Origin of the sequence: Sphaerisporangium sp. TRM90804, from assembly GCF_029846175.1 — a bacterium.
Classification (GTDB): Bacteria; Actinomycetota; Actinomycetes; order Streptosporangiales; family Streptosporangiaceae; genus Sphaerisporangium.
Genome location: NZ_JARWAC010000015.1, coordinates 269,199 through 290,489, shown reverse-complemented (window position 1 = coordinate 290,489; position 21,291 = coordinate 269,199). Strand labels below are relative to the sequence as shown.

The following is a 21,291-nucleotide window of genomic DNA, read 5'->3' as shown; positions in this document are numbered from 1 at the left end:
AATGGTGGCCACTTCGCGTCCGCGCATGGTGCGACGGCGCGGCTCAGGCTTGGGGCAGAGGGCCGGGCAGTCCTGAGGAATGCATGAGCGCACGTGCACGGTAGCCCTGCACGAGCACGGCCATGATGGCGAGACCGGCGCCGATGGCCGCCGCGTGCTGGACCACCGCCACGACCAGATCTTCCGCCGGGACGTAGCCACCTGGCCGCAGCAGCGTCATGGTAAGTTTCCAGCCGCTCCATGCGAACAGCGATCCCGACGCGGTGAACGCCAATGCCATGGGAATCCAGAACGGCAACCGTGAGGCCGACCGACGGCCGGCGATCAGCCGTACGCTCCAGGCGCCGATGAACGCCCAGATAGCCGAGTTGCCGCTCAGCAGCCGTCCGTTCAGGTCCATGGGGTCGAGGCGGGCGGGGTCCAGGCCGAGTGTCCCGCCGACCGCCCAGTACAGCCACAGGATCCCCAGTGCGCATGCGACCACCATGGTGGTTCGTACCATGTGCAGGTTCCACGGTGAACGGGGCAGAGCCGCAGCGGGCGAGGCGTCATCGAGACGGCCGACGAAGGCATGCGGCCAGCGCTCCCACATGTAGATCGGAAGGCCGACCGCCAGCCCCATCGCCATTCCGGCGAATCCGATGGAGATGAGGGCCGTGTCCCAGTCGTGCATCACCACGCCGCCTTCCGCACTGGTGGCTTCGGTACCGGTACCGGTACCGGCTCCGGCCGCGCCCAGAACGGCGGTCACCAGCATGTACGGCAGCATGGGAATGAGGAAACCCACCCCCGCCCAGGCGACGAAGATCAACGCGGCCGCGGGGAGGCGGCGGCCCCATGGCTGGGCCAGCGCCAGCCCCAGGACGACACCGATCAGCGACATCCCCACGGTGACCGCGTTGAGCACCACCCAGTCGGCCGTGTCGGTCCTGATCTCCGGCGACCCGTTGCCCGAGAGTAACGCGACGATCCAGATCGCCTTGACGACCAGATAGAGGGACAACGTCGACGCGGCGCTGTAGCCCGCGATCCTGCGCACAGCGCTCCACCGTGCGCTCACGCCCACTGATTCGTGGATCATTCACGGAGCATGTCACCCGCCGGGAACGTGTCCCGAACCGTTCTCAGCGCTTCCTCGGACACGCTGCTCGCAGCCGGCACGAGTAGGCCGGCGCGTGGAACCGTTCCCGTCGGCGTCGCGGCCGGTCGCTTGGCGTCTGCGGGCGTGGTGGGGGTTGACTGAGGTTGGCGGGTGGTCGGTGTCGATTCGGGGGGAGGGCGTTCGTGTAGAGGGTGAGGCCGGCAGGGTGCCGGTGGGGTTGTGAGGAGGCTCGTGTGAAGCAGTACCTGCTCAGCATTTACCAGCCGGACGGTGAGGCGCCGCCGCCCGAGGTGCTGGAGCCGATCATGCGCGATGTGGCCGCGGTGGGGCAGGAGATGCGGGCGGCCGGGGTGTGGGTGTTCAACGGCGGGCTGCACGCGCCGAGCACGGCGACCGTGCTCCAGGTCAAGGACGGGGACGTGCTCACCACCGACGGGCCGTACCTGGAGGGCAAGGAGCACGTCGGCGGGTTCACGGTCATCCAGGCGCCCGACCTGGACTCGGCGCTCGAATGGGGCGGCAAGCTCGCTCGGGCGGTCACCCTGCCGATCGAGGTCAGGCCGCTGGAGGACGGGTCGGAGAGCTGTGACGCCCCGCAAGGCTGACGTGCCGCGTGTCTGACTCGTCCACCTCCGAGGTCGAGCGGGTGTTCCGGCGGGAGTACGGGCGCGCGGTGGCCGTCCTGGTCCGCGTCTTCGGCGACATCGACATCGCCGAAGAGGCGGTCCAGGACGCGTTCACCGAGGCGGTGCGGCGGTGGCCGTCCGCCGGGCTGCCGCCGAGCCCCGCGGGGTGGATCATCACGACCGCCCGCAACCGGGCGATCGACCGCCTTCGCCGGGAGGCGTCTCGCGACGACCGGCACGCCCAGGCGGCCCTGTTGCACGCCCGCGGGGACGACAGCGGACCGGCCGAGGAGGGCCCCGTGCACGACGAGCGCCTGCGCCTGATCTTCACCTGCTGTCACCCGGCGCTCGGCACCGGCGCGCGGGTCGCCCTGACGCTGCGGCTGCTGGGCGGGCTCACCACCGCCGAGATCGCGCACGCCTTCCTGGTGCCCGAGCCGACCATGGCGCAGCGGCTGGTCCGGGCCAAGGGAAAGATCCGCGACGCCGGGATCCCGTACCGGGTCCCCCGGGACGCCGACCTGCCCGACCGGCTGCGCTCCGTCCTGGCCGTCGTCTACCTGGTCTTCAACGAGGGCTACACGGCCAGCTCGGGCGACCGGCTCGTCCGCGAGGACCTGTGCGCGGAGGCGATCCGTCTCGGCAGGCTGCTGACCGAGCTCATGCCCGACGAGCCGGAGGCTATCGGGCTGCTCGCCCTCATGCTGCTCACCGAGTCGCGCCGGGCCGCCCGCACCACCCCGGACGGCGGCCTCGTGCCGCTGCCCGAGCAGGACCGGCGACGCTGGGACCGCGCGCTAATCGCCGAAGGCCAGGCGCTGGTCAGGGCCTGCCTGCGGCGCGACCGGCCGGGCCCGTACCAGATCCAGGCGGCGATCAACGCCGTGCACAGCGACGCGCCGCACCCGGCCGCCACCGACTGGTCGCAGATCCTGCGGTTGTACGACCAGCTCCTCGTGTTCACCCCGACCCCGGTCGTGGCGCTCAACCGCGCGGTCGCGGTCGCCGAGGTCGAGGGGCCGGACGCGGCGCTCGCCCTCGTCGACGCCCTCGACCTCGACGCCCACCACCTGTTCCACGCCGTACGCGCCGACCTCCTGCGCCGCCTGCACCGCACCGCCGAGGCGGCGCGCGCGTACGACGCCGCGATCGCCCGCACCGGCAACGCCGCCGAGCAGGCCTTCCTGCGCCGTCGCCGTGAGAGCCTCGACGCGATCACCTGAGCGGCCGATTTCCCCGGGGGGCCTGTGGCCGGGCGGGGGCTCCGGCCACCGCCTCGGCCTGCTCGACCACCGCCCGATATTCGCCCCACCCGCACTCGCCCCACCCGCACGGGGCGCGTCTCGGCGGCGATCATCTTCTCCGCGGGCCGCGGCCGGCGGCGACTTCACCGTGCTTTCCGGCACCGTGGCCGCGCGGGACGCTTCGCTACCCGTCGCCGACCTTCTCGACCAGCTCCGATCGCCGAGACTGCACGCGTGGCAGCCGCCGGGCGGCGGTGCGGCCGGCGCGCTCAGCCATGCCTTCGGCATGCCGCCCCCTCCGGCGGACGTGCCGACATCGCGGAACTCACCGGTGGCGGCGAGGCGCGGGCCGACCAGGTCGAGCACCTGTGGCATGCCCGGCGCGGGAGGCCTCCCGGGTGGGGTCGCGAAGCGGTAGCGTGCCCGGATGCTGCTGAAAGCGTGTCTCAACGGCAGTCGGAGGCCCGGCGAGCATCCGCTTCTGCCCCTGACGCCCGAGGAGGCGGCCGCCGACGCCGTCGCCGTGCGTGCGGCCGGGGCGGGGGCCGTGCACGTCCACCCGCGGGACTCCGGTGGGCGCGAGTCCCTGGCCGCCGAGGACGTCGGCGCCGTGGTGGCGGCCGTTCGCGCCGCGTCGCCGGGGCTTCCGGTGGGGGTCTCGACCGGGTTGTGGATCACCGGCGGGGACGTCGTGCGCCGCAGGGAGGCGGTCGGGGCCTGGGCCCGGCTGCCGGAGGACGCCCGTCCCGGCTTCGCGTCGGTGAACCTGTCGGAGCCGGGCTTCCACGACCTGGCCCGCACGCTGCTGGAGGCCGGCGTCGCCGTCGAGGCGGGCGTGTGGTCGCCCGAGGACGCCGTCGCGCTCGCGGAGTCGGGCCTGGCCGACCGGGTTCTGCGGATCCTCGTGGAGGTGATCGACCCGCCGCCGGACGAGGCGCTGCCCCGCGCCGCCGCGATCCTCCACAAGCTGGACGACCTGGCCCTGCCCGGCGAGCGCCTCCTGCACGGCGAGGGCACCGCGACCTGGCCGCTCATCGCCGAGGCCGCCCGGCTGGGCCTGGCGACCAGGATCGGCCTGGAGGACACCCTGCTCACCCCGGACGGGCGGCGGGCCCCGGGCAACGCCGGCCTCGTCCGCCTGGCCATGGCGGCCGGTGGCCGGGGGAGGTGAACGGTCGTGCGGGTTCCGGCGCCGGTTCGTCCGTCCGTCCGTCCACGGTGGCCGGCTGCGGCCGGGCCGGGTGAACGGGCTCGCGGGTTGCCCCTGACGGGCTTGTGTGGCTCGATGCGGAATGGGCCGTGCGGCGAACAGTGGTAGGAGTGGGGACCATGAACCAGTTCACGGAGGCGATGCGGCAGCTTGTCGCGGGCGTGGTCGTCGTCACGGTGCGCGACGAGCGCGACGACATCGGCACGACGGTCACCACGTTCACGTCTCTGTCCGCGGACCCTCCGATGGTGCTGCTCAGCCTCGCCTCCTCCGGCTACCTCTGCGAGGTGCTGCTGCGGCAGGACCGGTGGGCGGCGAGCCTGCTGTCCGGCGGCCAGGCGGTGATGGCCAGCCGGTTCGCCACTCCGGGACGCCCCAGCGCCCGCCTGCTGCTGGCCGGCACGCCGCACCACCGGGGCCCGCGCACCGAGGCGTTCATCATCGGCGGCGGCGTCGCGGCGCTGGAGGCCGAGACCATCCGCGTCATCCCCGGGGGCGACCACACCCTGTTCCTCGCGCAGGTCCTCGACGTCGACTACGTCGACCCGTCCCTGCCGCCGCTGGCGCGGTTGCGCGGCCGCTACCGTCCGGTCGCGTAGCCGTCCCTCCGGCGCGGGGCCGCCTGTGTCCGGGGAGCGCAAGGCAGGAGAAGCCGGGCGCCTGGTGAGGGCGTTAGCGTGGCCGGATCCCGGCGTGCGCCCGCTGACGGGGGCGGGAGCCTCCCGTGGCGGCCGGCGGTCGCGGCCGTGGGCCCGGCGGGGCGGGACGGACCGGTGGAGGGAACATGGCCGGATCGATCGAGCACGCTCGGTGGGACACGGTGCGCCGGGCACTCAGGGACGCCGGGGAGCGGTTCGCCGCGATGGTCGGCGACGCGCCCTACCCGGACGCCATGGCGACGCGGGAGTGGACGATCGCCGAGTCGGCCGCGCACGTGACCGCCATCGCCTGGCTGTACACCGCCGTCGCGCGGGGCGACGACACCCCCAGCCCGTTCCCGGGCCTCGCGGGGCCCATCTCGGCCGTGACCGTGGACGGCGTCGCCGCGCTGAACGAGCTGGCCATGGAGCAGTTCCCCGAGCGCGACCCCCGGGTGCTGGCCGAGCTGCTGCGCGCCCACATCGGCGAGGTGCTGCGCGCCACCGAGAACCTCGACCCGGCCCTGCCGATCACCTGGCTCGGCGACTCCCGGGTGCCGCTGGCCGGCGTGCTCGCCCACCTGGTCAACGAGTTGCTGGTGCACGGCTGGGACATCGCCCGCGCCGCCCGGGCCCCGTGGCCGATGCCGCCGCACGAGGCCGCCCTGTTCTTCGACCTCTTCCTGGTCGGCATGATGCGCCACGACGTCGGCCACCTGCTGGACCACGGCCAGCCCGCCCGCGACCGGCGCGTCGCCGTGCGGTTCCACTCCCGGCACACCGCCCCGGCCACCCTGGTGCTGCGCGGCGGCCGGGTGTGGGTCGAGGACCCCGGCCCGGGCGTGGACGCGCACGTGGGCTTCGACCCGGCGACCCTCAACCTGATGCTGTTCGGCCGGGTGAGCAAGCCCCGCGCCGCCCTCACCGGCAAGCTGGTCGTCTGGGGCCGCCGCCCCTGGCTCCTGCCCGTCTTCCTGCGCACCGTGCGCCTGCCCGCCAACGCGCGGGCCCGCGCGCGGCCGCTTCCGCAGCCCGCGTCCGGCCCCGCCTGAGCGCGGGGACCCCGGTCGCCGACTCCGGCCCGCACGGTTCGGTTCGCTCACTGGTAGCCGCCGAACCAGCCGGGGACGTCGATGCGGAACACGTCGGACGGGGTCATGGTGCGAAGGTCGGCCTCCAGGGCGCGGAGGCGGTCCTCACCCAGGGTCGCGGCCCAGGCGGCACGCAGGTCGTCGAAGATGCGGGCCGACCTGGCCAGGCAGTCGAAGCCGCGTTCGGTGAGCCGGACGACCTTGCGGCGCGCGTCGTGCGGGTCGGTGCCGCGCTCGACGTAGCCGATGCGCTCGATCGTGTCGATCGTCTTGCCGGCGGCCTGCTTCGACACCCCGAGCCTGCGGCCCAGCTCGGCCGCCGTGATCCCCTGGGTGCCGATGGCCTGGAGCACGAAACCGTGCATCGGCCGCATGTCGGGGTGGCCCTGGCGGGCCAGCTCGGCGTGCAGCTCGTCGATGAGGACGCGGAAGCCCATGAACAGCCGGAGCGGCAGCTCGAAACCGGGCGGATCAGTTGACACGACGGACAACCCGGTTAACCATATAGACAACCATGTTGTCCATTGTAGGAGACCTCCCGTGCCTGTCATCCGTCACCAGCAGAACCGCAGGACCGAGACGCCCAACGCCGTGATGACCACGCTCGCCTCGCCCACGCAGGGCGGTGCGACGCTGTCGGTGTGGGGCGTCGACATGCGCCCGGGCCAGGCCGGGCCGCCGCACGCCTTCGACGTCGACCAGGTGTGGACCGTCCTGTCGGGAGGGGCGACCGTCGAACTCGGCGGCGAGACCTTCACCGTCGGCCCCGGCGACACCGTCGTCATGCCCGCGGACGCCCGGCGGCGGCTGCGCAGCGATCCGCAGACCGGCCTCGGCGCGATCGTCGCGGCCCCGGCCGGCGGCCGGGCGTACGCGGTGGCCGGGCCGATCGACGTCGCGCCGGAGTGCGCCGTCAGGGACGGCGACAAGCTCGTCCCCGCCTGGGTGGTCTAGGGACGCCCCGGGCGGGCGCCCGCCCGGCGGCGCCGGGCCGCCCGGGCGTCGTCAGCGGATGGTCCACCAGCCCGGCAGCATCAGGGGGCCGTACTGGGGCAGGCCGAGGTGGGCGGCGGCCTGGGTCAGCGGGCCCCAGGCCTCCAGGCTGACCCGGGTGAGCGCGGCGGCGCGGTCGTCACTGGACTCGGCGGGACGCAGGCGTTCGAGCGGGTGCAGGCGAGGGAAGGTGCGCACGGGGGCGTCGGCGGGCAGGCCGACCCGCTTACGGGCCAGGGCGACCGCGTCCTCCAGGCCGCCGAGCTCGTCGACCAGGCCGCGGGCGTGGGCGTCGGCGCCCGTCCAGACACGACCGCGCGCCAGCTCGTGCGCCCGCTCGCGGTCGATGCCCCGGCCCTCGGCGACCTTGCCCACGAAGTCGTCGTAGATGCGGTCGAGCCAGGCGTTGACCCGCTCCCACTGCGGCTCGGACCACGAGCGGTTGGTGGAGAACATGCCGGAGTTGGCGCCGATGTCCACCGCGTCGGAGGTGACCCCGATGCGGCCGAGCAGCTCGCCGAGCGCCGGCTTGCCGCCGAACACGCCGATGGAGCCGGTCAGCGTGCCGGGCTGGGCCACGATCACGTCGGCGGCCATGGAGACGAAGTAGCCGCCGGACGCGGCGAGGTCGCCCATCGAGATGATCACGGGCTTGCCGGCCTTGCGGGCCAGCACGACCTCGCGCCAGACGGCGTCGGAGGCCACGTAGGAGCCGCCGGGGCTGTCGACGCGGAACACGATCGCCTGGACGCTGTCGTCGCGGCGGGCCGCGCGGAAGGCGGCGCAGATGGTGTCGGACCCCATGGCGCCGCCGCCGCCGAGCGGGCTGCGCCCGCTGCGGCCGAGGCGGATCATGCCGTGGCCGTGGATCAGCGCGACCACCCGCTCGCCCGGCTTGTGCAGCTTGCCGGCGATCGGCCCCTTGGCGTACCGCCCGACGTACAGCAGCAGGTCGTCCTCGCCGCGGACCTCGTCGTACACCTCGTCGCGGTAGGCCAGCCGATCGACCAGCCCGGCGTCGACGGCCTCCTGCCCGATGAACGGGCCCTTGTCGATGAGCTCGCGCACCCGCTCGGGCGCCAGGCCCCGCCCTTCGGCGACGCCCGCGACGACCTGCTCGATGACCGACTCGGCGATGCGGGCCATCGACTCGCGATGCGCCTCGGTCATGTGGTCCTGGGTGAAGGTGTTGGCGGCGGTCTTGTACTCGTGCCGCTGCCCCACCTGGTAGTCGACCCCGGCCTTGACCAGCGCGTTCTTCAGGAAGCGCTGCTCAAGGGAGATGCCGGTGAGCCCGACGTCGCCGGACGGCTGGAGCAGCACGCGCTCGAACGCGCTGGCCAGGTAGTAGGGCACGGTGCCCGCGCCGAACTCGCCGAACGTCTCGCCGAACGCCACGGTGAGCTTGCCCGCGGCCCGGAGCTCGACCACCGCCGCCCGCAGCTCCTGCACCGCGGCGAGCCCGATCGGGCGGCCGCCGATCTTCACGATCAGCGCCTTCACCCGCGAGTCGCCGCGCGCGCGGCGCAGCCCGTCGAGCACGTCGGCCAGGCGGGTCTTCCGCATGGACAGGACGGCGCTCAGCGGATCGGACGGCGGCCCCTCGGTCAGACCCTCGGTGAGGTCGAGCTCGAGGATGAGCTGAGCCGTGCGCCGTTGCCGGAACCGTTCGACAGTGTCGATGATCGCCTTCGTCGCGTCCATAGCGCCACCCTAGGCGACGATCCGGCGAACGGGCGTGCCGCTTCCGGTGGTCTTCGCACCGCCGGTGTCCGAAGGCGGGGGCGGGGAGGCGGATTCGGGCGCGGGGGCCGCCACGGCGTCCCGCGGGGCCTCCTTCGGCGGCGCCGGTGCGGGCCGCCGCAGCCACAGCGCGCCCAGGGGCGGCACGCGAAGGCTGGCGGAGTACGGCAGGCCGTGCCACGGCCGCTCGACGGCCTCCACGGCGCCCAGGTTGCCCACCCCGCTGCCGGAGTAGTCGTAGGCGTCGGTGTTGACCACCTCGTCCCACCGGCCCCCGGCGGGCAGGCCGAGGACGTACGCGTCGTGCGTCTGCCCGGAGAAGTTCGCCACGCAGGCCACCATCGAGCCGTCGTCGCCGTGGCGCACGAAGGAGAACACGTTGCCCTGCGCGTCGTCGGCGTCGATCCACTGAAAACCCTTGGGGTTGTGGTCGAGCGAGTAGAGCGCGGGCGTCTCGCCGTACACGCGGTTGAGGTCGCGCACCAGCCGCTGGACGCCCTTGTGCGACTCGAAGTCGAGCATCCACCAGTCGAGGCCGCGCTCCTCGGACCATTCGAGGCCCTGGCCGAACTCACCGCCCATGAACAGCAGCTTCTTGCCGGGGTGCGCCCACATGAAGGCGAACAGCGTCCTGAGGTTGGCGAAGCGCTGCCACTCGTCGCCGGGCATCTTGCCCAGCAGCGACCCCTTGCCGTGCACCACCTCGTCGTGCGACAGCGGCAGCACGAAGTTCTCCGAGTAGGCGTACATCAGCGAGAACGTCATCTGGTGGTGGTGATACTGGCGGAACACCGGCTCGTGGTGCAGGTAGGCCAGGGTGTCGTGCATCCAGCCCATGTTCCACTTGAACCCGAACCCCAGGCCGCCCAGGTGTACGGGCCGCGTGACCCCCGGCCACGCGGTGGACTCCTCGGCGATCGTGACGATGCCGGGGGCCTCACGGTAGACGACCGTGTTCATCTCCTTGAGGAACTCCACCGCGTCGAGGTTCTCGCGTCCGCCGTACTCGTTGGGCGTCCACTCGCCTTCACGGCGGGAGTAGTCGAGGTAGAGCATCGAGGCGACCGCGTCCACGCGCAGCCCGTCGATGTGGAACTCCTTGAGCCAGTAGACGGCGTTGGCCACCAGGAAGTTGCGCACCTCGCGCCGGCCGAAGTCGAAGATGTAGGTGCCCCACTCGGTGTGCTCGCCGCGCTGGGGGTCGGGGTGCTCGTACAGCGGCGTGCCGTCGAACCTGGCCAGCGCCCACTCGTCGCGGGGGAAGTGGGCGGGCACCCAGTCGAGCAGGACGCCGATGCCGGCCTGGTGCAGCCGGTCGACCAGGTGGCGGAACTGGTCGGGGGTGCCGAACCGGGAGGTCGGCGCGTAGTAGGAGGTGACCTGGTAACCCCAGGACCCGCCGAACGGGTGCTCGGCCACCGGGAGCAGCTCCACGTGCGAGAAGCCCATGTCGCGCACGTAGTCGACGAGCTGGGTGGCCAGCTCGTCGTAGGACAGGCCGGGGCGCCAGGACGCCAGGTGCACCTCGTAGGCGGTCATCGGCCCGCGGGTGGCGTCGCGCGAGGGCCGCTCGCGCATCCACGCGTCGTCGTTCCAGGTGTAGGCGGAGGAGTCGACGATGGAGGCGGTGGCCGGGGGCTCCTCGGTGCGGCGCGCCATCGGGTCGGCCTTGGACCGCCAGACGGAGTCGGCGCCGAGGACGGAGAACTTGTAGTGCTCGCCCGCGCCGACGCCCGGGACGAACAGCTCCCACACCCCCGAGCGGCCCAGCGACCGCATGGGGTGGGCGGCGCCGTTCCAGTGGTTGAAGCCCCCCTCCACACGCACGCCGCGCGCGTTCGGCGCCCAGACGGCGAACGCCGTGCCCTCCTCGTCGTCGTGGCGGATGACCCGCGCGCCCAGGACCTCCCAGAGGCGCTCGTGGCGTCCCTCGCTGATCAGGTGCAGGTCGATCTCGCCGAGGGTGGGCCAGTGCCGGTAGGGGTCGCCGGACTCCTGCGGGGCCCCGGCGCCGTAGGTGGTGCGCAGGCGGTAGGCCGAGACCTTGTCCACACCCGGGAGCGTCACGGCGAACACGCCGTACGCCTGGTGGCTCATCTCGTGGACGGAGTCCTCGAGCACCAGCTCGACCTTCTCGGCCAAGGGTTTGAGCGCCCGGACGGTGAGGCCTTCGGGGGAGGGGTGCGCTCCCAGGAGGGCGTGCGGATCGTGGTGCGCGCCGCCCGCGAGCCGGTTCAGGTCGAGGTCGAGGTCCGCGTTCATCGGATCGCTACCGCTCCTTCGCGATGTGCTTCGTGTACGAGCTAACCCTGCCCCAGATCGCGGCCGCATCCCACGTTGTCGGACGTATCACAGCATGTACTGCGGAATGTGCTGCGCGCGCCCGCCGCGGCCGCCTCACCACGGCAGGACGCGGATCTCTCCGACGGTCAGGTCGGCGATCACCCGGCCGACGTCGAGCCAGGTGCCGCCGGGGAAGCGGATGAACAGTTGCAGGCAGCGGTGCGCCTCGCAGCCGTGCCGCCGGAAGATCAGCGTGTGCACGCGGAGGTCGCCGGGGGAGGACAGCCGCCGGCCCGCCGTCTCGGCGTAGGTCTCGCGGACGAGCCCGCCGAGTGTCGGGTGCGCCAGCAGGATCTCGGTGGCGTACGCCTCCTCCCACCGGGCCGGGGCCGGGCTCGGCGCCGGCGGGCCGCTGGGGGAGGGCTGCGCGGACGCGCTCCAGGCCCCGCCCGTACGCGACCCCTCGCCCGGCCACACCGGCCCCACGGCCAGCCCGAGCCCCACCCCGACGGTCAGCCCGATGCCCAGCCCCACGGCGAGGGAAGAGGTGCCCGCGCCCGTGAACGCCCTCGCGAGCCGTCTCACTGCCACCCTCGCCACCAGCTCTCACGCAGCGTCCCCGTACTGCTACGCATGGTAGCCGAGCGACGGGCGCGCACCCGAACGCCTCACGGTGGCGGCGGCCGTGGCAGCCGCGCCGCCTTGGCCGGTTGATCCAGGGCCGGTTGATCTCGGGCGGGTTGATTTCGGGCCGGGTCGAGTGAGCGAATGCGCAGAAGATCGTAAGCGGGGGCACCCTGGAAGGATCGGTACGAGCATCCGGACACGTGCTCACAGAAGGGAAGCCGACCGTGGGAAGCCACAGAGCGATCATCACGCTTGATCAGATGGAGCCGGTCGTCCATGTCGAAGGCGCCGACCGCATGACGATCCTGGGGGTGGCCGACGGCGACGCCGCCGCGCGCGCCGCGCTCAGCCTGGTCGCGGACGGCGTCCGGTCGATCGAGCTGTGCGGGGCCTTCGGCCCGCTGGCCGGGGCGCCGGTGCTGGAGGCGATCGACGGCGAGGTGCCGGTCGGGCTGGTGCTGTTCGGCATGGAGTCGCTGACCAGCGTGGCCGCCTACAAGGCCCGCGCCGAGGCCGGCGAGCCGATGACGGCCGCCTTCCTGTTCATAACGGCCGGCGCCGACCCGGCGATCGGCCACACGGTTCGCGAGCACGAGGGCGGGCGCGCCCTGTTCGTGGCCGTCCCGGACGAGTCCGCCGCACCCAAGGCCGTCGCGGACCTCCTGGCACAGGAGGACGTCCAACTCATCGAGCTGTACGGCGGCTTCACTCCCGCAGGCGCCGCCAGGGTCGTCGAGGCCGTCGACGCCCGGATCCCCGTAGGCCTGGCGACGTACGCCCTCACCCCTGACGGGTGAGATGGGTTGCGCGGCGTACGGCGGCGCCGTCTTCGCCGTACGTCGTCCCGCCGTCTCGGCGCCGGGAGGGGTAGCGGGGGGAGCGGGGGGTGTGCCGTGCGCGTGGGAGGTGTTCGTTATGCGCCCTCACCTCTGACGGGTGAGATGGGTTGCTCGGCGTACGGCGGCGCCGTCTTCGCCGTACGTTGTCTCGGCGCCGGGAGGGGTAGCGGGGGGGTGTGCCTTGCGCGTGGGAGGTGTTCGTTATGCGCCCCCACCTCTGACGGGGGGGAAGGTCGCGCGACGTACGGCGGCGCCTTCGCCGTACGTCGTCTCGGCGCTGGGAGAGGTAGCGGGGGGAGCAGGGGGTGTGCCGTGCGCGTGGGAGGGGTTCGGTTGCTTGGTGGGTGCTTGCGCGGCGGTGGGGGCAGGGTGCGGGGCGCGCTTGGGGAGGCTGTGCCGGAGGCGCCGTTTCGGGGAGGGGACGCGGGGGTGGGTCAGGGGGCCGGGGTGAAGGCGGCCAGGGGGATGGGGAGCCAGGCGGGGCGGTTGCGGGCCTCGTAGACGACCTCGTAGGCCGCCTTGCTGAGCTCCAGGGCGCGCAGGAGGACGGCGTCGTCGCCGGATACTCGGCCGCCGCCGGCCGAGTAGCCGGCGAGGAAGGCCGCGCGGTTGCGCTCGGCCCATTCGGCGGCCCTGGCGACGAGGGTGTCGGCCTGGTGGTGGTCGAACAGCAGGTGACGGGCCGCGTAGTCGAACGACCGCAGCATGCCGGCGACGTCCCTGAGCGGGGAGTCCAGGGCGCGGCGCTCGTCGAGCGGCTGGCCGGGCTCCCCCTCGAAGTCGAGCACGACCCACTCGCTGGGCGTGCGCATCACCTGGCCGAGGTGGAAGTCGCCGTGGACCCGCTGCACGGTGACGGGGCGCCCGACGGCGTCCAGCCGGTCGAACGCCTCGTAGGCGACCGCGGCGTGGTCCGCCAGCTTGGGGACCTCGGCGACGGCGGCCTCCAGCCGGCGCCGGAAGCCCTCGACCATGCGCTTGACCTCGGGCGGCTCGACCGTGCTCGTGGGGAAGGCGGCGGCCAGCTCCTCGTGCAGGTGGGCGGTGGCCACGCCGAGGCGGTGCGACTCGGCGGTGAAGTCGCCGCCGGCGTCGGCGGCGGTCAGCCCGGGCTCCGAGCCGTAAAGGTCGCGCACGCTGGTGAGCGCCAGGGCCCAGCCGTCGCTGGCGGTGGGCAGGAACTCCTGCGTGAACCCCAGGGTGGTGGCCTGGCCGTCGAGGTCGGTCTCGAACCAGCCGTACGGCTTGGCGATGTTGCGCGAGCCGCGCCGCGCGAGCGCGGACACCACCTCGACCTCGGGGTTGACCCCCGGGACGATCTTGCGGAACAGCTTGCAGATGTAGGCGTCGCCGAACACCAGCGAGGTGTTGGACTGCTCGGCGCCCAGCACGAGGCTGCGCGGCGAGGTGTCCATCTCCACGCCCGGCATGTGGCGGAACCGCAGCGGGCCGATGTCGGCGTCGTGGGCGATGGACGACAGCAGCAGGCCGGTCACGTCGGCGTCGTGCAGGGCGTCGTAGACCACGCCCTCGGACGTCTCACCGATGGCCACGTGCTTCAGCCGGTGCGGCAGCTCACGCCGGAAGCCCAGCAGGAGCTGGTAGCGGTCGGTCCGGGTGCCCTGACGGACGGTGATGACCATGTGGCGCACCGTGGCGCCCCGTGTGGCCTCGGGCCCGGAGAGGCCTTCCGTGGTCCTGGAGGAACCCTCCACATCGCTGTGGAAGGCTTCTGCAGGACCACGAAGGGGAAGCGGGGTGTCCGCCTCGACGGTCAGGCCGGTTATCGCACGGCCCTTGCCGGCGAACCACCGCTGACGGGTGATCCAGCCGGCAAGCAGCTCTTCGAGAGAATGTCTCACGTCTCCTCGGTTGCTGAGCTCGTGGGCGGAAGGGTGAACCAGTAGAACCCATGCCCCGGGAGCGTCAAAAGATACGGAAGTTCGCCGATCGGTGGAAATGGCACCCCTCCCGTGCACTCCACCGGCGTGACGTCCTCGAACCTCCGCAGATCAAGCTCGACGGGCTGCGGAAAGCGCGACAGGTTGTTGACGCACAGCACGCGGTCGTCGCCCAGCTCGCGGACGAACGCCAGCACGCTGGGGTTGGAGGAGTTCAGCTCGGTGAACTCCCCGAGCCCGAAGACCGGGTGCCGCTTGCGGATCTCGATCATCTTGCGGGTGAAGTGCAGGAGCGAGCCCGGGTTGCGCTGCTGCGCCTCGACGTTGAGCGCCTGGAACCCGTAGATCGGGTCCATGATGACCGGCAGGTACAGGCGGCCGGGGTCGCAGTCGGAGAAGCCGGCGTTGCGGTCGGGCGTCCACTGCATCGGGGTGCGCACGCCGTCGCGGTCGCCCAGCCAGATGTTGTCGCCCATGCCGATCTCGTCGCCGTAGTACAGCACCGGGCTGCCCGGAAGGCTCATCAGCAGTGCGGTGAACAGCTCGATCTGGTTGCGGTCGTTCTCCAGCAGCGGGGCCAGGCGGCGGCGGATGCCGACGTTGGCCCGCATGCGCGGGTCTTTGGCGTACTCGGCGTACATGTAGTCGCGCTCTTCGTCGGTCACCATCTCGAGCGTCAGCTCGTCGTGGTTGCGCAGGAAGATGCCCCACTGGCAGTTCTCGGGGATCTTCGGCGTCTGGGCCATGATCTCGGAGATCGGGTAGCGGGTCTCGCGGCGCACGGCCATGAAGATGCGCGGCATCAGCGGGAAGTGGAACGCCATGTGGCACTCGTCGCCGCCGCTGACGGTGTCGCCGAAGTACTCGACGACGTCGGCGGGCCACTGGTTGGCCTCGGCGAGCAGCACGCGGTCGGGGTAGAGGCGGTCGACCTCGGTGCGGACCCGCTTGAGGTAGGCGTGGGTCTGCGGGAGGTTCTCGCAGTTGGTGCCCTCCTGCTCGAACAGGTAGGGGATGGCGTCCATGCGGAAGCCGTCGATGCCGAGGTCGAGCCAGAAGCGCAGGACCTCCAGCATGGCGTCCTGGACGTCGGGGTTCTCGTAGTTGAGGTCGGGCTGGTGGTGGAAGAACCGGTGCCAGTAGTACTGGCCGCGCACCGGGTCGTACGTCCAGTTCGAGGTCTCGGTGTCGATGAAGATGATGCGGGCGTCGCTGTAGCCCTCGTTGCTGTCGGACCAGACGTAGAAGTCGCCGAACGGGCCCGTGGGGTCGTGCCGCGAGGCCTGGAACCACGGGTGCTGGTCGCTGGTGTGGTTCATGACGAGGTCGGCGACGACGCGCATTCCCCGCTTGTGCGCCTCGTCGACCAGGGTGATGAAGTCCCCGAGGTCTCCGAAATCAGGAAGAATCTTCATGAAGTCGGAGATGTCGTATCCGCCGTCTTTGAGGGGCGACTCGTAGAGCGGCAGGAGCCACAGGCAGTCGACGCCGAGCCACTGGAGATAATCCAGCTTGCCGATGAGACCGCGGATGTCTCCGGTTCCGTCCCCGTTGGAATCCGAGAATCCTCGAATGAGGACCTCGTAGAAGACCGCGCGTTTGTACCAGCGAGGGTCGCGTGGCTTCTCGTGTGTGAAAGTGTCCGGGACGGGCTGAGGCGTCGAGCTCACCTGTGGACTCCCCGCTGTGCTCATGCTCACGTTCGTCGTTCTCGCCAGAGCTCTCAGGCCTGGGCGGACGGCGTCGTTCGCAGTGTGAGGATGTGTGCTGGATGGACAAACGGATCGAGCCGCACGTAGTTGGACTGGCGCCATTGGTACGTCTCGCCGGTGAGCTCGTCGTCCACGAGGAACTCCGAGCTCCAGTCGAGGCCGAGGCCGGGCATGTCGAGCCGGACCGTGGCCTCGTGGGTGTTGTGCGGATCCAGATTGACGACGACCAATACAACGTCGCCTATGCCGTGCCGTCGTGAGGAAGCGTCATAGGCGCCCGGCAGCCGCTTGGAGAAGCAGATGATGTCGGGGTGGTCGACTTCGTGGAACCGTAGATTACGCAGTTCCTGAACCGCGGGGTGTGCTCTTCGGAACAAATTCAGGGAAGTTATGAAAGGCGCCAGGCTCCGGCCCTCGCGCTCGGCCGCCGCCCAGTCGCGCGGCCGGAACTCGTATTTCTCGCTGTGCAGGTACTCTTCGCTGCCCGGACGCACGGCGGTGTTCTCGCCGAGTTCGTAGCCCGCGTAAACACCCCACGCCGGAGAGGCCATGGCCGCCAGGACGGCCCGGATCTTGAACGCGGGCATTCCGCCGTGCTGGAGGTATTCGTGAAGAATGTCCGGAGTGTTGACGAAAAGATTCGGACGCAGGTAATGCGAAGTCTCGTGCGAGAGCTCCCCGAGGTAGCCCTCCAGGTCGGACTTGGAGTTCTTCCACGTGAAGTAGGTGTACGACTGGTGGAAGCCGACCTTGGCCAGCCCGCGCATCATCGGCGGGCGGGTGAAGGCCTCCGACAGGAAGATCACGTCGGGGTCGGTCTTCTTGACGTCGGCGAGCAGCCGCTCCCAGAACCCGACCGGCTTGGTGTGCGGGTTGTCGACCCGGAAGACGCGCACCCCGTGGGACATCCAGTGACGGACGACGCGCGCGACCTCGGCGTAGACGCCCTCGGGGTCGCGGTCGAAGTTCATCGGGTAGATGTCCTGGTACTTCTTGGGCGGGTTCTCGGCGTAGGCGATCGAGCCGTCGGCCCTGATCGTGAACCACTCCGGGTGCTCCTTGACCCAGGGGTGGTCGGGGGAGCACTGCAGGGCCAGGTCGAGCGCGACCTCCAGGCCCAGCTCGCGGGCCCGCCGCACGAAGGCGTCGAAGTCGTCGAACGTGCCGAGATCGGGGTGCAGCGCGTCGTGCCCGCCGTCCTGCGAGCCGATCGCCCACGGGGAGCCGGGATCGTCGTCGCCAGGGCTCAGGGTGTTGTTGCGCCCCTTGCGGAACGTCTCGCCGATGGGGTGGACCGGCGGCAGGTAGACGACGTCGAAGCCCATGCCGGCCACGGCCGGCAGCCGCTCGGCGGCGGTGCGGAAGTTGCCCGAGGTCGGCGGCACGCCCTCCTCGACCACCGCGCCCTCGGAGCGGGGGAAGAACTCGTACCAGGACCCGAACAGCGCGCGCCGGCGGTCGACCGTGACGCGGTACCGCGGCGAGCGGGTGACCAGGTCGCGCAGGGGGTGCGCCGCCAGCGCGGCGGCCGTGGCGGGAAGCTCGGCCGCGGCCAGGCGCGCCCGGGGGTCGTAGTCGTCGTCGCGCAGGCGCTGGGCGACGGTCAGCAGCGCCGCGCGGTGCTGACACTCGGGGCAGCCGACCTGCCGCACCGCCTTGGCGGCGCGCTCGTACAGGCGCGCGCCCTCCTCGCACATGAGGTCGACGTCCATGCCGCGGGGGATCTTGATCTCGGCGTCGTGCAGCCACGTGCCGACCGGGTCGCTCCACGCCTCCACGCGGAACTGCCAGTCGCCCTCCGTGGGCAGCGACACGTCGACCGCCCAGCGGTCGGTGCCGGGCGCCACCTCGCGCATGGGCAGAAGCGGCCCGCGGGCCCCGGCGGGGTCGATCAAGACGACCCCCGCCGCCACCGCGTCGTGTCCCTCGCGGAACACGGTGGCGGAGATCTCGAAGGTCTCGCCCGCCGCAGCCTTGGCGGGCCACTGTCCACACTCGACAACAGGGTGAATGTCCTGTATTGGGATTCGTCCGATCATCGCGTCTCAAGGTAGCGGCGACGCACCGGGCGCCGCCGGGGATTGTGAGGGCAGGAAGCGATCTTTGCTTTCAAGTAGAACCCGGCACGGTGGCCGGCGTGCGGGCGGGCGCGGTTGTACTACTACACACCCTAGGGTGGTTTTCGAGCGCCCCGGAGCGACGGTCGTCGTCACCTGGGCGGCAAGTCGATCGTGAGGTACCTACATGGGACTGCCCCCATCGTCCCTCTTCAAGCCTGATCGAGGGAAGTTAGGGGTACTGCGGAGACCTTTCATCGCCGACAGTTGCCCTGTGAGCGGAACCGTTACATGATCAATTTGAGGTCACGGTTGCTGGTCCGCTTTAGTGATGTTTGAGCTGATTTGGTAGTGGTGAGAGCGAATCGCATGACATCTGACATGTACTCAAGGGTGTTTCGGTCGCGCGTCGTGGCGCTGAGTAACTAGGGTCTGGCCTCGTGAGAGCAATCCGCAGGTTCACCGTCCGCACCGTCCTTCCCCTGGAGCTGGCCGCGCTCGGCGAGCTCGTCCACAATCTGCGCTGGTCCTGGCATCCGGAGACCATGGATGTCTTCGCAGAGGTGGATCCCGAGACCTGGGAGCGCGTCGGGCACGACCCGGTCGCGCTGCTTGGAGCGGTGGAGGGTGACAGGCTGGCCGAGCTGGCACGCGATCGCAGGTTCCTCCGCAGGCTGGCAGACGCCGCGGACGACCTACGCGAGTACATGACCGCGCCCCGCTGGTACCAGACGCTGCCCGACGCCCCCGCCGCCATCGGCTACTTCTCCCCCGAGTACGGCATCGCCGCCGCCCTGCCGCAGTACTCCGGCGGCCTCGGCATCCTCGCCGGCGACCACCTGAAGGCCGCCAGCGACCTCGGCGTGCCCATCCTCGGCGTCGGCCTGCTCTACCGCCACGGCTACTTCAGCCAGTCGCTGTCGGCCGAGGGCTGGCAGCAGGAGCACTATCCCAGCCTCGACCCCGGCGGCCTGCCGCTCAGCCTGCTCAAGGAGCAGGACGGCAGCCCCGCCCGCGTCGCCATCGCGCTGCCAGGCGGCCGCGCGCTGCACGCACAGATCTGGGTGGCCCAGGTGGGCCGCGTCCCGCTGCTGCTGCTGGACTCCGACGTGGCCGAGAACGACGCCGCCGCGCGCGACGTCACCGACCGGCTGTACGGCGGCGGCACCGACCACCGCCTCATGCAGGAGCTGCTGCTCGGCATCGGCGGCGTCCGGGCGCTGCGCGCCTACTGCCGCGCCACCGGCCACGCCGAGCCCGAGGTCTTCCACACCAACGAAGGCCACGCCGGCTTCCTCGGCCTGGAGCGCATCCGGGAGCTCACCGAGCACCGGCTGTCCTTCGACGAGGCGCTGGAGGCCGTCCGCGCCGGCACCGTCTTCACCACCCACACGCCGGTGCCCGCGGGCATCGACCGCTTCCCGTCCGAGATGATCGAACGGCAGTTCGGCGGCGAGAACGCCTGGCCGACCGTGCCGGTGGAGCGCATCCTCACGCTCGGCGCCGAGCCGGGCGACGGCGACGGCGACCGGTCGATCTTCAACATGGCCGTCATGGGCATGCGGCTCGCCCAGCGGGTCAACGGCGTCTCCGAGCTGCACGGCGAGGTCAGCCGCGGCATGTTCCAGGGGCTGTGGCCCAACTTCGACCTGGCCGACGTCCCCATCGGGTCGATCACCAACGGCGTGCACGCCCCCACCTGGGTGGCGCGCGAGGTCATGGAGCTCGCAGGCAAGGAGCTCCCCTCGCTGATCGAGAAGGCCCAGGGCTGGGAAGGGGTCCAGAAGCTCTCCGACGAGGACATCTGGGGCATCCGCGGCCGTCTGCGCCAGGCCCTGGTGGACGGGGCCCGCGAGCGGCTGCGCCAGTCGTGGCGGGCGCGCGGCGCCTCCACCGCCGAGCTGGGCTGGATCGACGACGCCCTCGACCCGAACGTGCTCACGTTCGGCTTCGCCCGCCGCGTCCCGTCCTACAAGCGCCTCACGCTGATGCTGAAGGACCCCGACCGGCTGAAGTCGCTGCTGCTCGACCCCGCCAAGCCCGTGCAGATCGTGATCGCCGGCAAGGCCCACCCGGCCGACGAGGGCGGCAAGAAACTGATCCAGCAGATCGTGAAGTTCGCCGACCGCGAGGACGTGCGGCACCGCATCGTCTTCCTGCCCGACTACGACATGCACCTCGGGCAGCTCATGGTCCAGGGCTGCGACGTCTGGATGAACAACCCGCTGCGCCCGCTGGAGGCGTGCGGCACCTCCGGCATGAAGGCCGCGCTCAACGGCGGCCTGAACCTGTCCATCAGGGACGGCTGGTGGGACGAGTGGTACGACGGCAACAACGGCTGGGCCATCCCCACCGCCGACGGCGTGGAGGACCCCGACCGCCGTGACGACCTGGAGGCCACCGCGCTGTACGACCTCATCGAGCGTGAGGTCGCCGACCGCTTCTACGACCGGGCGGGCAACGGCGACCTGCCGCGCCGCTGGCTCGACATGGTCAAGCACACCCTCAGCTCGCTCGGCCCGAAGGTGCTGGCCGGCCGCATGCTCCGCGACTACGTCGTCGACCTCTACGCCCCGGCCGCGGGCTCGGCCCGCGAGCTGTCCAAGGCCGACCACACCCGCGCCCGCGAGTTCGCGGCCTGGAAGCTGCGCGTCACCCGCGCGTGGCCGGGGGTGCGGGTCGAGCACATCGAGGCGTCGGGCATCGGGGACACCCCGCAGCTCGGCGCGGCCGTCGAGGTGCGCGCCACGATCGCGCTCGGCGAGCTGTCGCCGGACGACCTCAGCGTGCAGGCCGCCTACGGCAAGGTGGGGCTGCACGACGAGCTGGTGGGGCCCTCCTACCTCACGCTCGCGGTCGACACGGTGGGCGACGACGGGCGGGCCGTCTACACCGGCATCGTGCCGCTCGACCGCACCGGCGCGTTCGGATACACCGTTCGCGTGGTGCCCTCGCACGAGCTGATGTCCTCGCCCGCCGAGCTGGGCCTGCTCACGCTCCCCGAGGAGCCCGTCGGAATGACCAACGGCACCCTCCGGTAGCCCCGGGCCGCGGCGGCCGGCGCCTTCGGGCCCGGCCGCCGCGGTGTTCGCGCGCGGCGGGCGGGCCCGGCGGTTACGACGAACAGGTCAAAACCGGCTAATGGCCACGTCGTGCCTCGAATGGTCCTGCCGTCCACGGGGCAAGGCTCCCGGGAGAATCCATCCCAGGGGGAGCGTGATCCGA

16 protein-coding genes are annotated in these 21,291 nt (G+C 71.7%); 8 read left to right on the top strand and 8 right to left on the bottom strand.

Annotated elements, in window-relative coordinates; all coding sequences use genetic code 11:
• Positions 1–43: 43 nt before the first annotated feature.
• Positions 44–1,081: a hypothetical protein gene (locus PYR91_RS19875; RefSeq protein WP_279781565.1), complete on the bottom strand. Its 1,038-nt coding sequence runs from the start codon at positions 1,079–1,081 to the stop codon at positions 44–46.
• A 254-nt stretch (positions 1,082–1,335) separates the two neighbouring features.
• Between PYR91_RS19875 and PYR91_RS19870 the strand changes: the two genes are divergently transcribed.
• From PYR91_RS19870 to PYR91_RS19850, 5 genes are all read left to right on the top strand, one after another.
• On the top strand, positions 1,336–1,707 hold the full coding sequence (locus PYR91_RS19870; protein ID WP_279781563.1) for a YciI family protein: 372 nt from the start codon (positions 1,336–1,338) through the stop codon (positions 1,705–1,707).
• Positions 1,708–1,715: 8 nt separating this feature from the next.
• Positions 1,716–2,951 carry an RNA polymerase sigma factor gene (locus PYR91_RS19865; protein ID WP_279781561.1) on the top strand — a complete coding sequence of 412 codons (1,236 nt, stop codon included), beginning with the start codon at positions 1,716–1,718 and terminating at the stop codon, positions 2,949–2,951.
• 448 nt (positions 2,952–3,399) lie between these two features.
• Positions 3,400–4,143: a 3-keto-5-aminohexanoate cleavage protein gene (locus tag PYR91_RS19860; RefSeq protein WP_279781559.1), complete on the top strand. Its 744-nt coding sequence runs from the start codon at positions 3,400–3,402 to the stop codon at positions 4,141–4,143.
• Between the two features lie 158 nt (positions 4,144–4,301).
• Positions 4,302–4,781 (top strand): flavin reductase family protein, encoded by a 480-nt coding sequence (locus PYR91_RS19855; RefSeq protein ID WP_279781558.1) that lies wholly within the window; start codon positions 4,302–4,304, stop codon positions 4,779–4,781.
• A gap of 185 nt (positions 4,782–4,966) precedes the next feature.
• Complete coding sequence (locus PYR91_RS19850; RefSeq protein ID WP_279781557.1) at positions 4,967–5,872, top strand: maleylpyruvate isomerase N-terminal domain-containing protein; 906 nt, start codon at positions 4,967–4,969, stop codon at positions 5,870–5,872.
• A 47-nt stretch (positions 5,873–5,919) separates the two neighbouring features.
• Here the strand turns inward: PYR91_RS19850 and PYR91_RS19845 are convergent, their stop codons facing one another.
• Entirely contained in the window at positions 5,920–6,393 is a 474-nt protein-coding gene (locus tag PYR91_RS19845) for a MarR family winged helix-turn-helix transcriptional regulator (RefSeq protein WP_279781555.1), read from the bottom strand.
• Between the two features lie 58 nt (positions 6,394–6,451).
• On the opposite strand from PYR91_RS19845, the gene PYR91_RS19840 reads away from it, so the two are divergent.
• On the top strand, positions 6,452–6,865 hold the full coding sequence (locus PYR91_RS19840; RefSeq protein WP_279781554.1) for a cupin domain-containing protein: 414 nt from the start codon (positions 6,452–6,454) through the stop codon (positions 6,863–6,865).
• Positions 6,866–6,916: 51 nt separating this feature from the next.
• Here PYR91_RS19840 and PYR91_RS19835 read toward each other — a convergent pair whose 3' ends face one another.
• The 3 genes from PYR91_RS19835 to PYR91_RS19825 all read right to left on the bottom strand — a co-directional run bounded on the left by PYR91_RS19835 (position 6,917) and on the right by PYR91_RS19825 (position 11,515).
• Positions 6,917–8,608, bottom strand: a complete 1,692-nt coding sequence (locus PYR91_RS19835) for a S49 family peptidase (protein ID WP_279781553.1) — start codon at positions 8,606–8,608, stop codon at positions 6,917–6,919.
• A gap of 9 nt (positions 8,609–8,617) precedes the next feature.
• The gene (gene glgB, locus PYR91_RS19830) at positions 8,618–10,909 is read right to left on the bottom strand and encodes a 1,4-alpha-glucan branching protein GlgB (protein WP_279781552.1); all 2,292 of its coding nucleotides are present in this window, start codon (positions 10,907–10,909) and stop codon (positions 8,618–8,620) included.
• A gap of 135 nt (positions 10,910–11,044) precedes the next feature.
• Positions 11,045–11,515 (bottom strand): hypothetical protein, encoded by a 471-nt coding sequence (locus PYR91_RS19825; protein WP_279781551.1) that lies wholly within the window; start codon positions 11,513–11,515, stop codon positions 11,045–11,047.
• A 266-nt stretch (positions 11,516–11,781) separates the two neighbouring features.
• Here PYR91_RS19825 and PYR91_RS19820 point away from each other — a divergent pair, with 266 nt between their 5' ends.
• The gene (locus PYR91_RS19820) at positions 11,782–12,354 is read left to right on the top strand and encodes a DUF6506 family protein (RefSeq protein ID WP_279781549.1); all 573 of its coding nucleotides are present in this window, start codon (positions 11,782–11,784) and stop codon (positions 12,352–12,354) included.
• A gap of 476 nt (positions 12,355–12,830) precedes the next feature.
• On the opposite strand, the gene PYR91_RS19815 is transcribed toward PYR91_RS19820, so the two are convergent.
• The 3 genes from PYR91_RS19815 to PYR91_RS19805 are packed head-to-tail and all read right to left on the bottom strand — an operon-like array spanning position 12,831 to position 18,048.
• Positions 12,831–14,258, bottom strand: coding sequence for a phosphotransferase (locus tag PYR91_RS19815; protein WP_279781547.1), 1,428 nt, complete (start codon positions 14,256–14,258; stop codon positions 12,831–12,833).
• Positions 14,255–15,967, bottom strand: coding sequence for a maltose alpha-D-glucosyltransferase (gene treS / locus PYR91_RS19810; RefSeq protein ID WP_279781545.1), 1,713 nt, complete (start codon positions 15,965–15,967; stop codon positions 14,255–14,257). The genes PYR91_RS19815 and treS overlap by 4 nt, the downstream gene beginning before the upstream one ends.
• A 53-nt stretch (positions 15,968–16,020) precedes the next feature.
• A complete protein-coding gene (locus PYR91_RS19805; protein ID WP_279781543.1) occupies positions 16,021–18,048 on the bottom strand; it encodes an alpha-1,4-glucan--maltose-1-phosphate maltosyltransferase in 2,028 nt (675 codons plus the stop codon).
• Positions 18,049–18,506: 458 nt separating this feature from the next.
• Between PYR91_RS19805 and glgP the strand changes: the two genes are divergently transcribed.
• Positions 18,507–21,107 carry an alpha-glucan family phosphorylase gene (gene glgP, locus PYR91_RS19800; protein WP_279781542.1) on the top strand — a complete coding sequence of 867 codons (2,601 nt, stop codon included), beginning with the start codon at positions 18,507–18,509 and terminating at the stop codon, positions 21,105–21,107.
• Positions 21,108–21,291 lie beyond the last annotated feature (184 nt).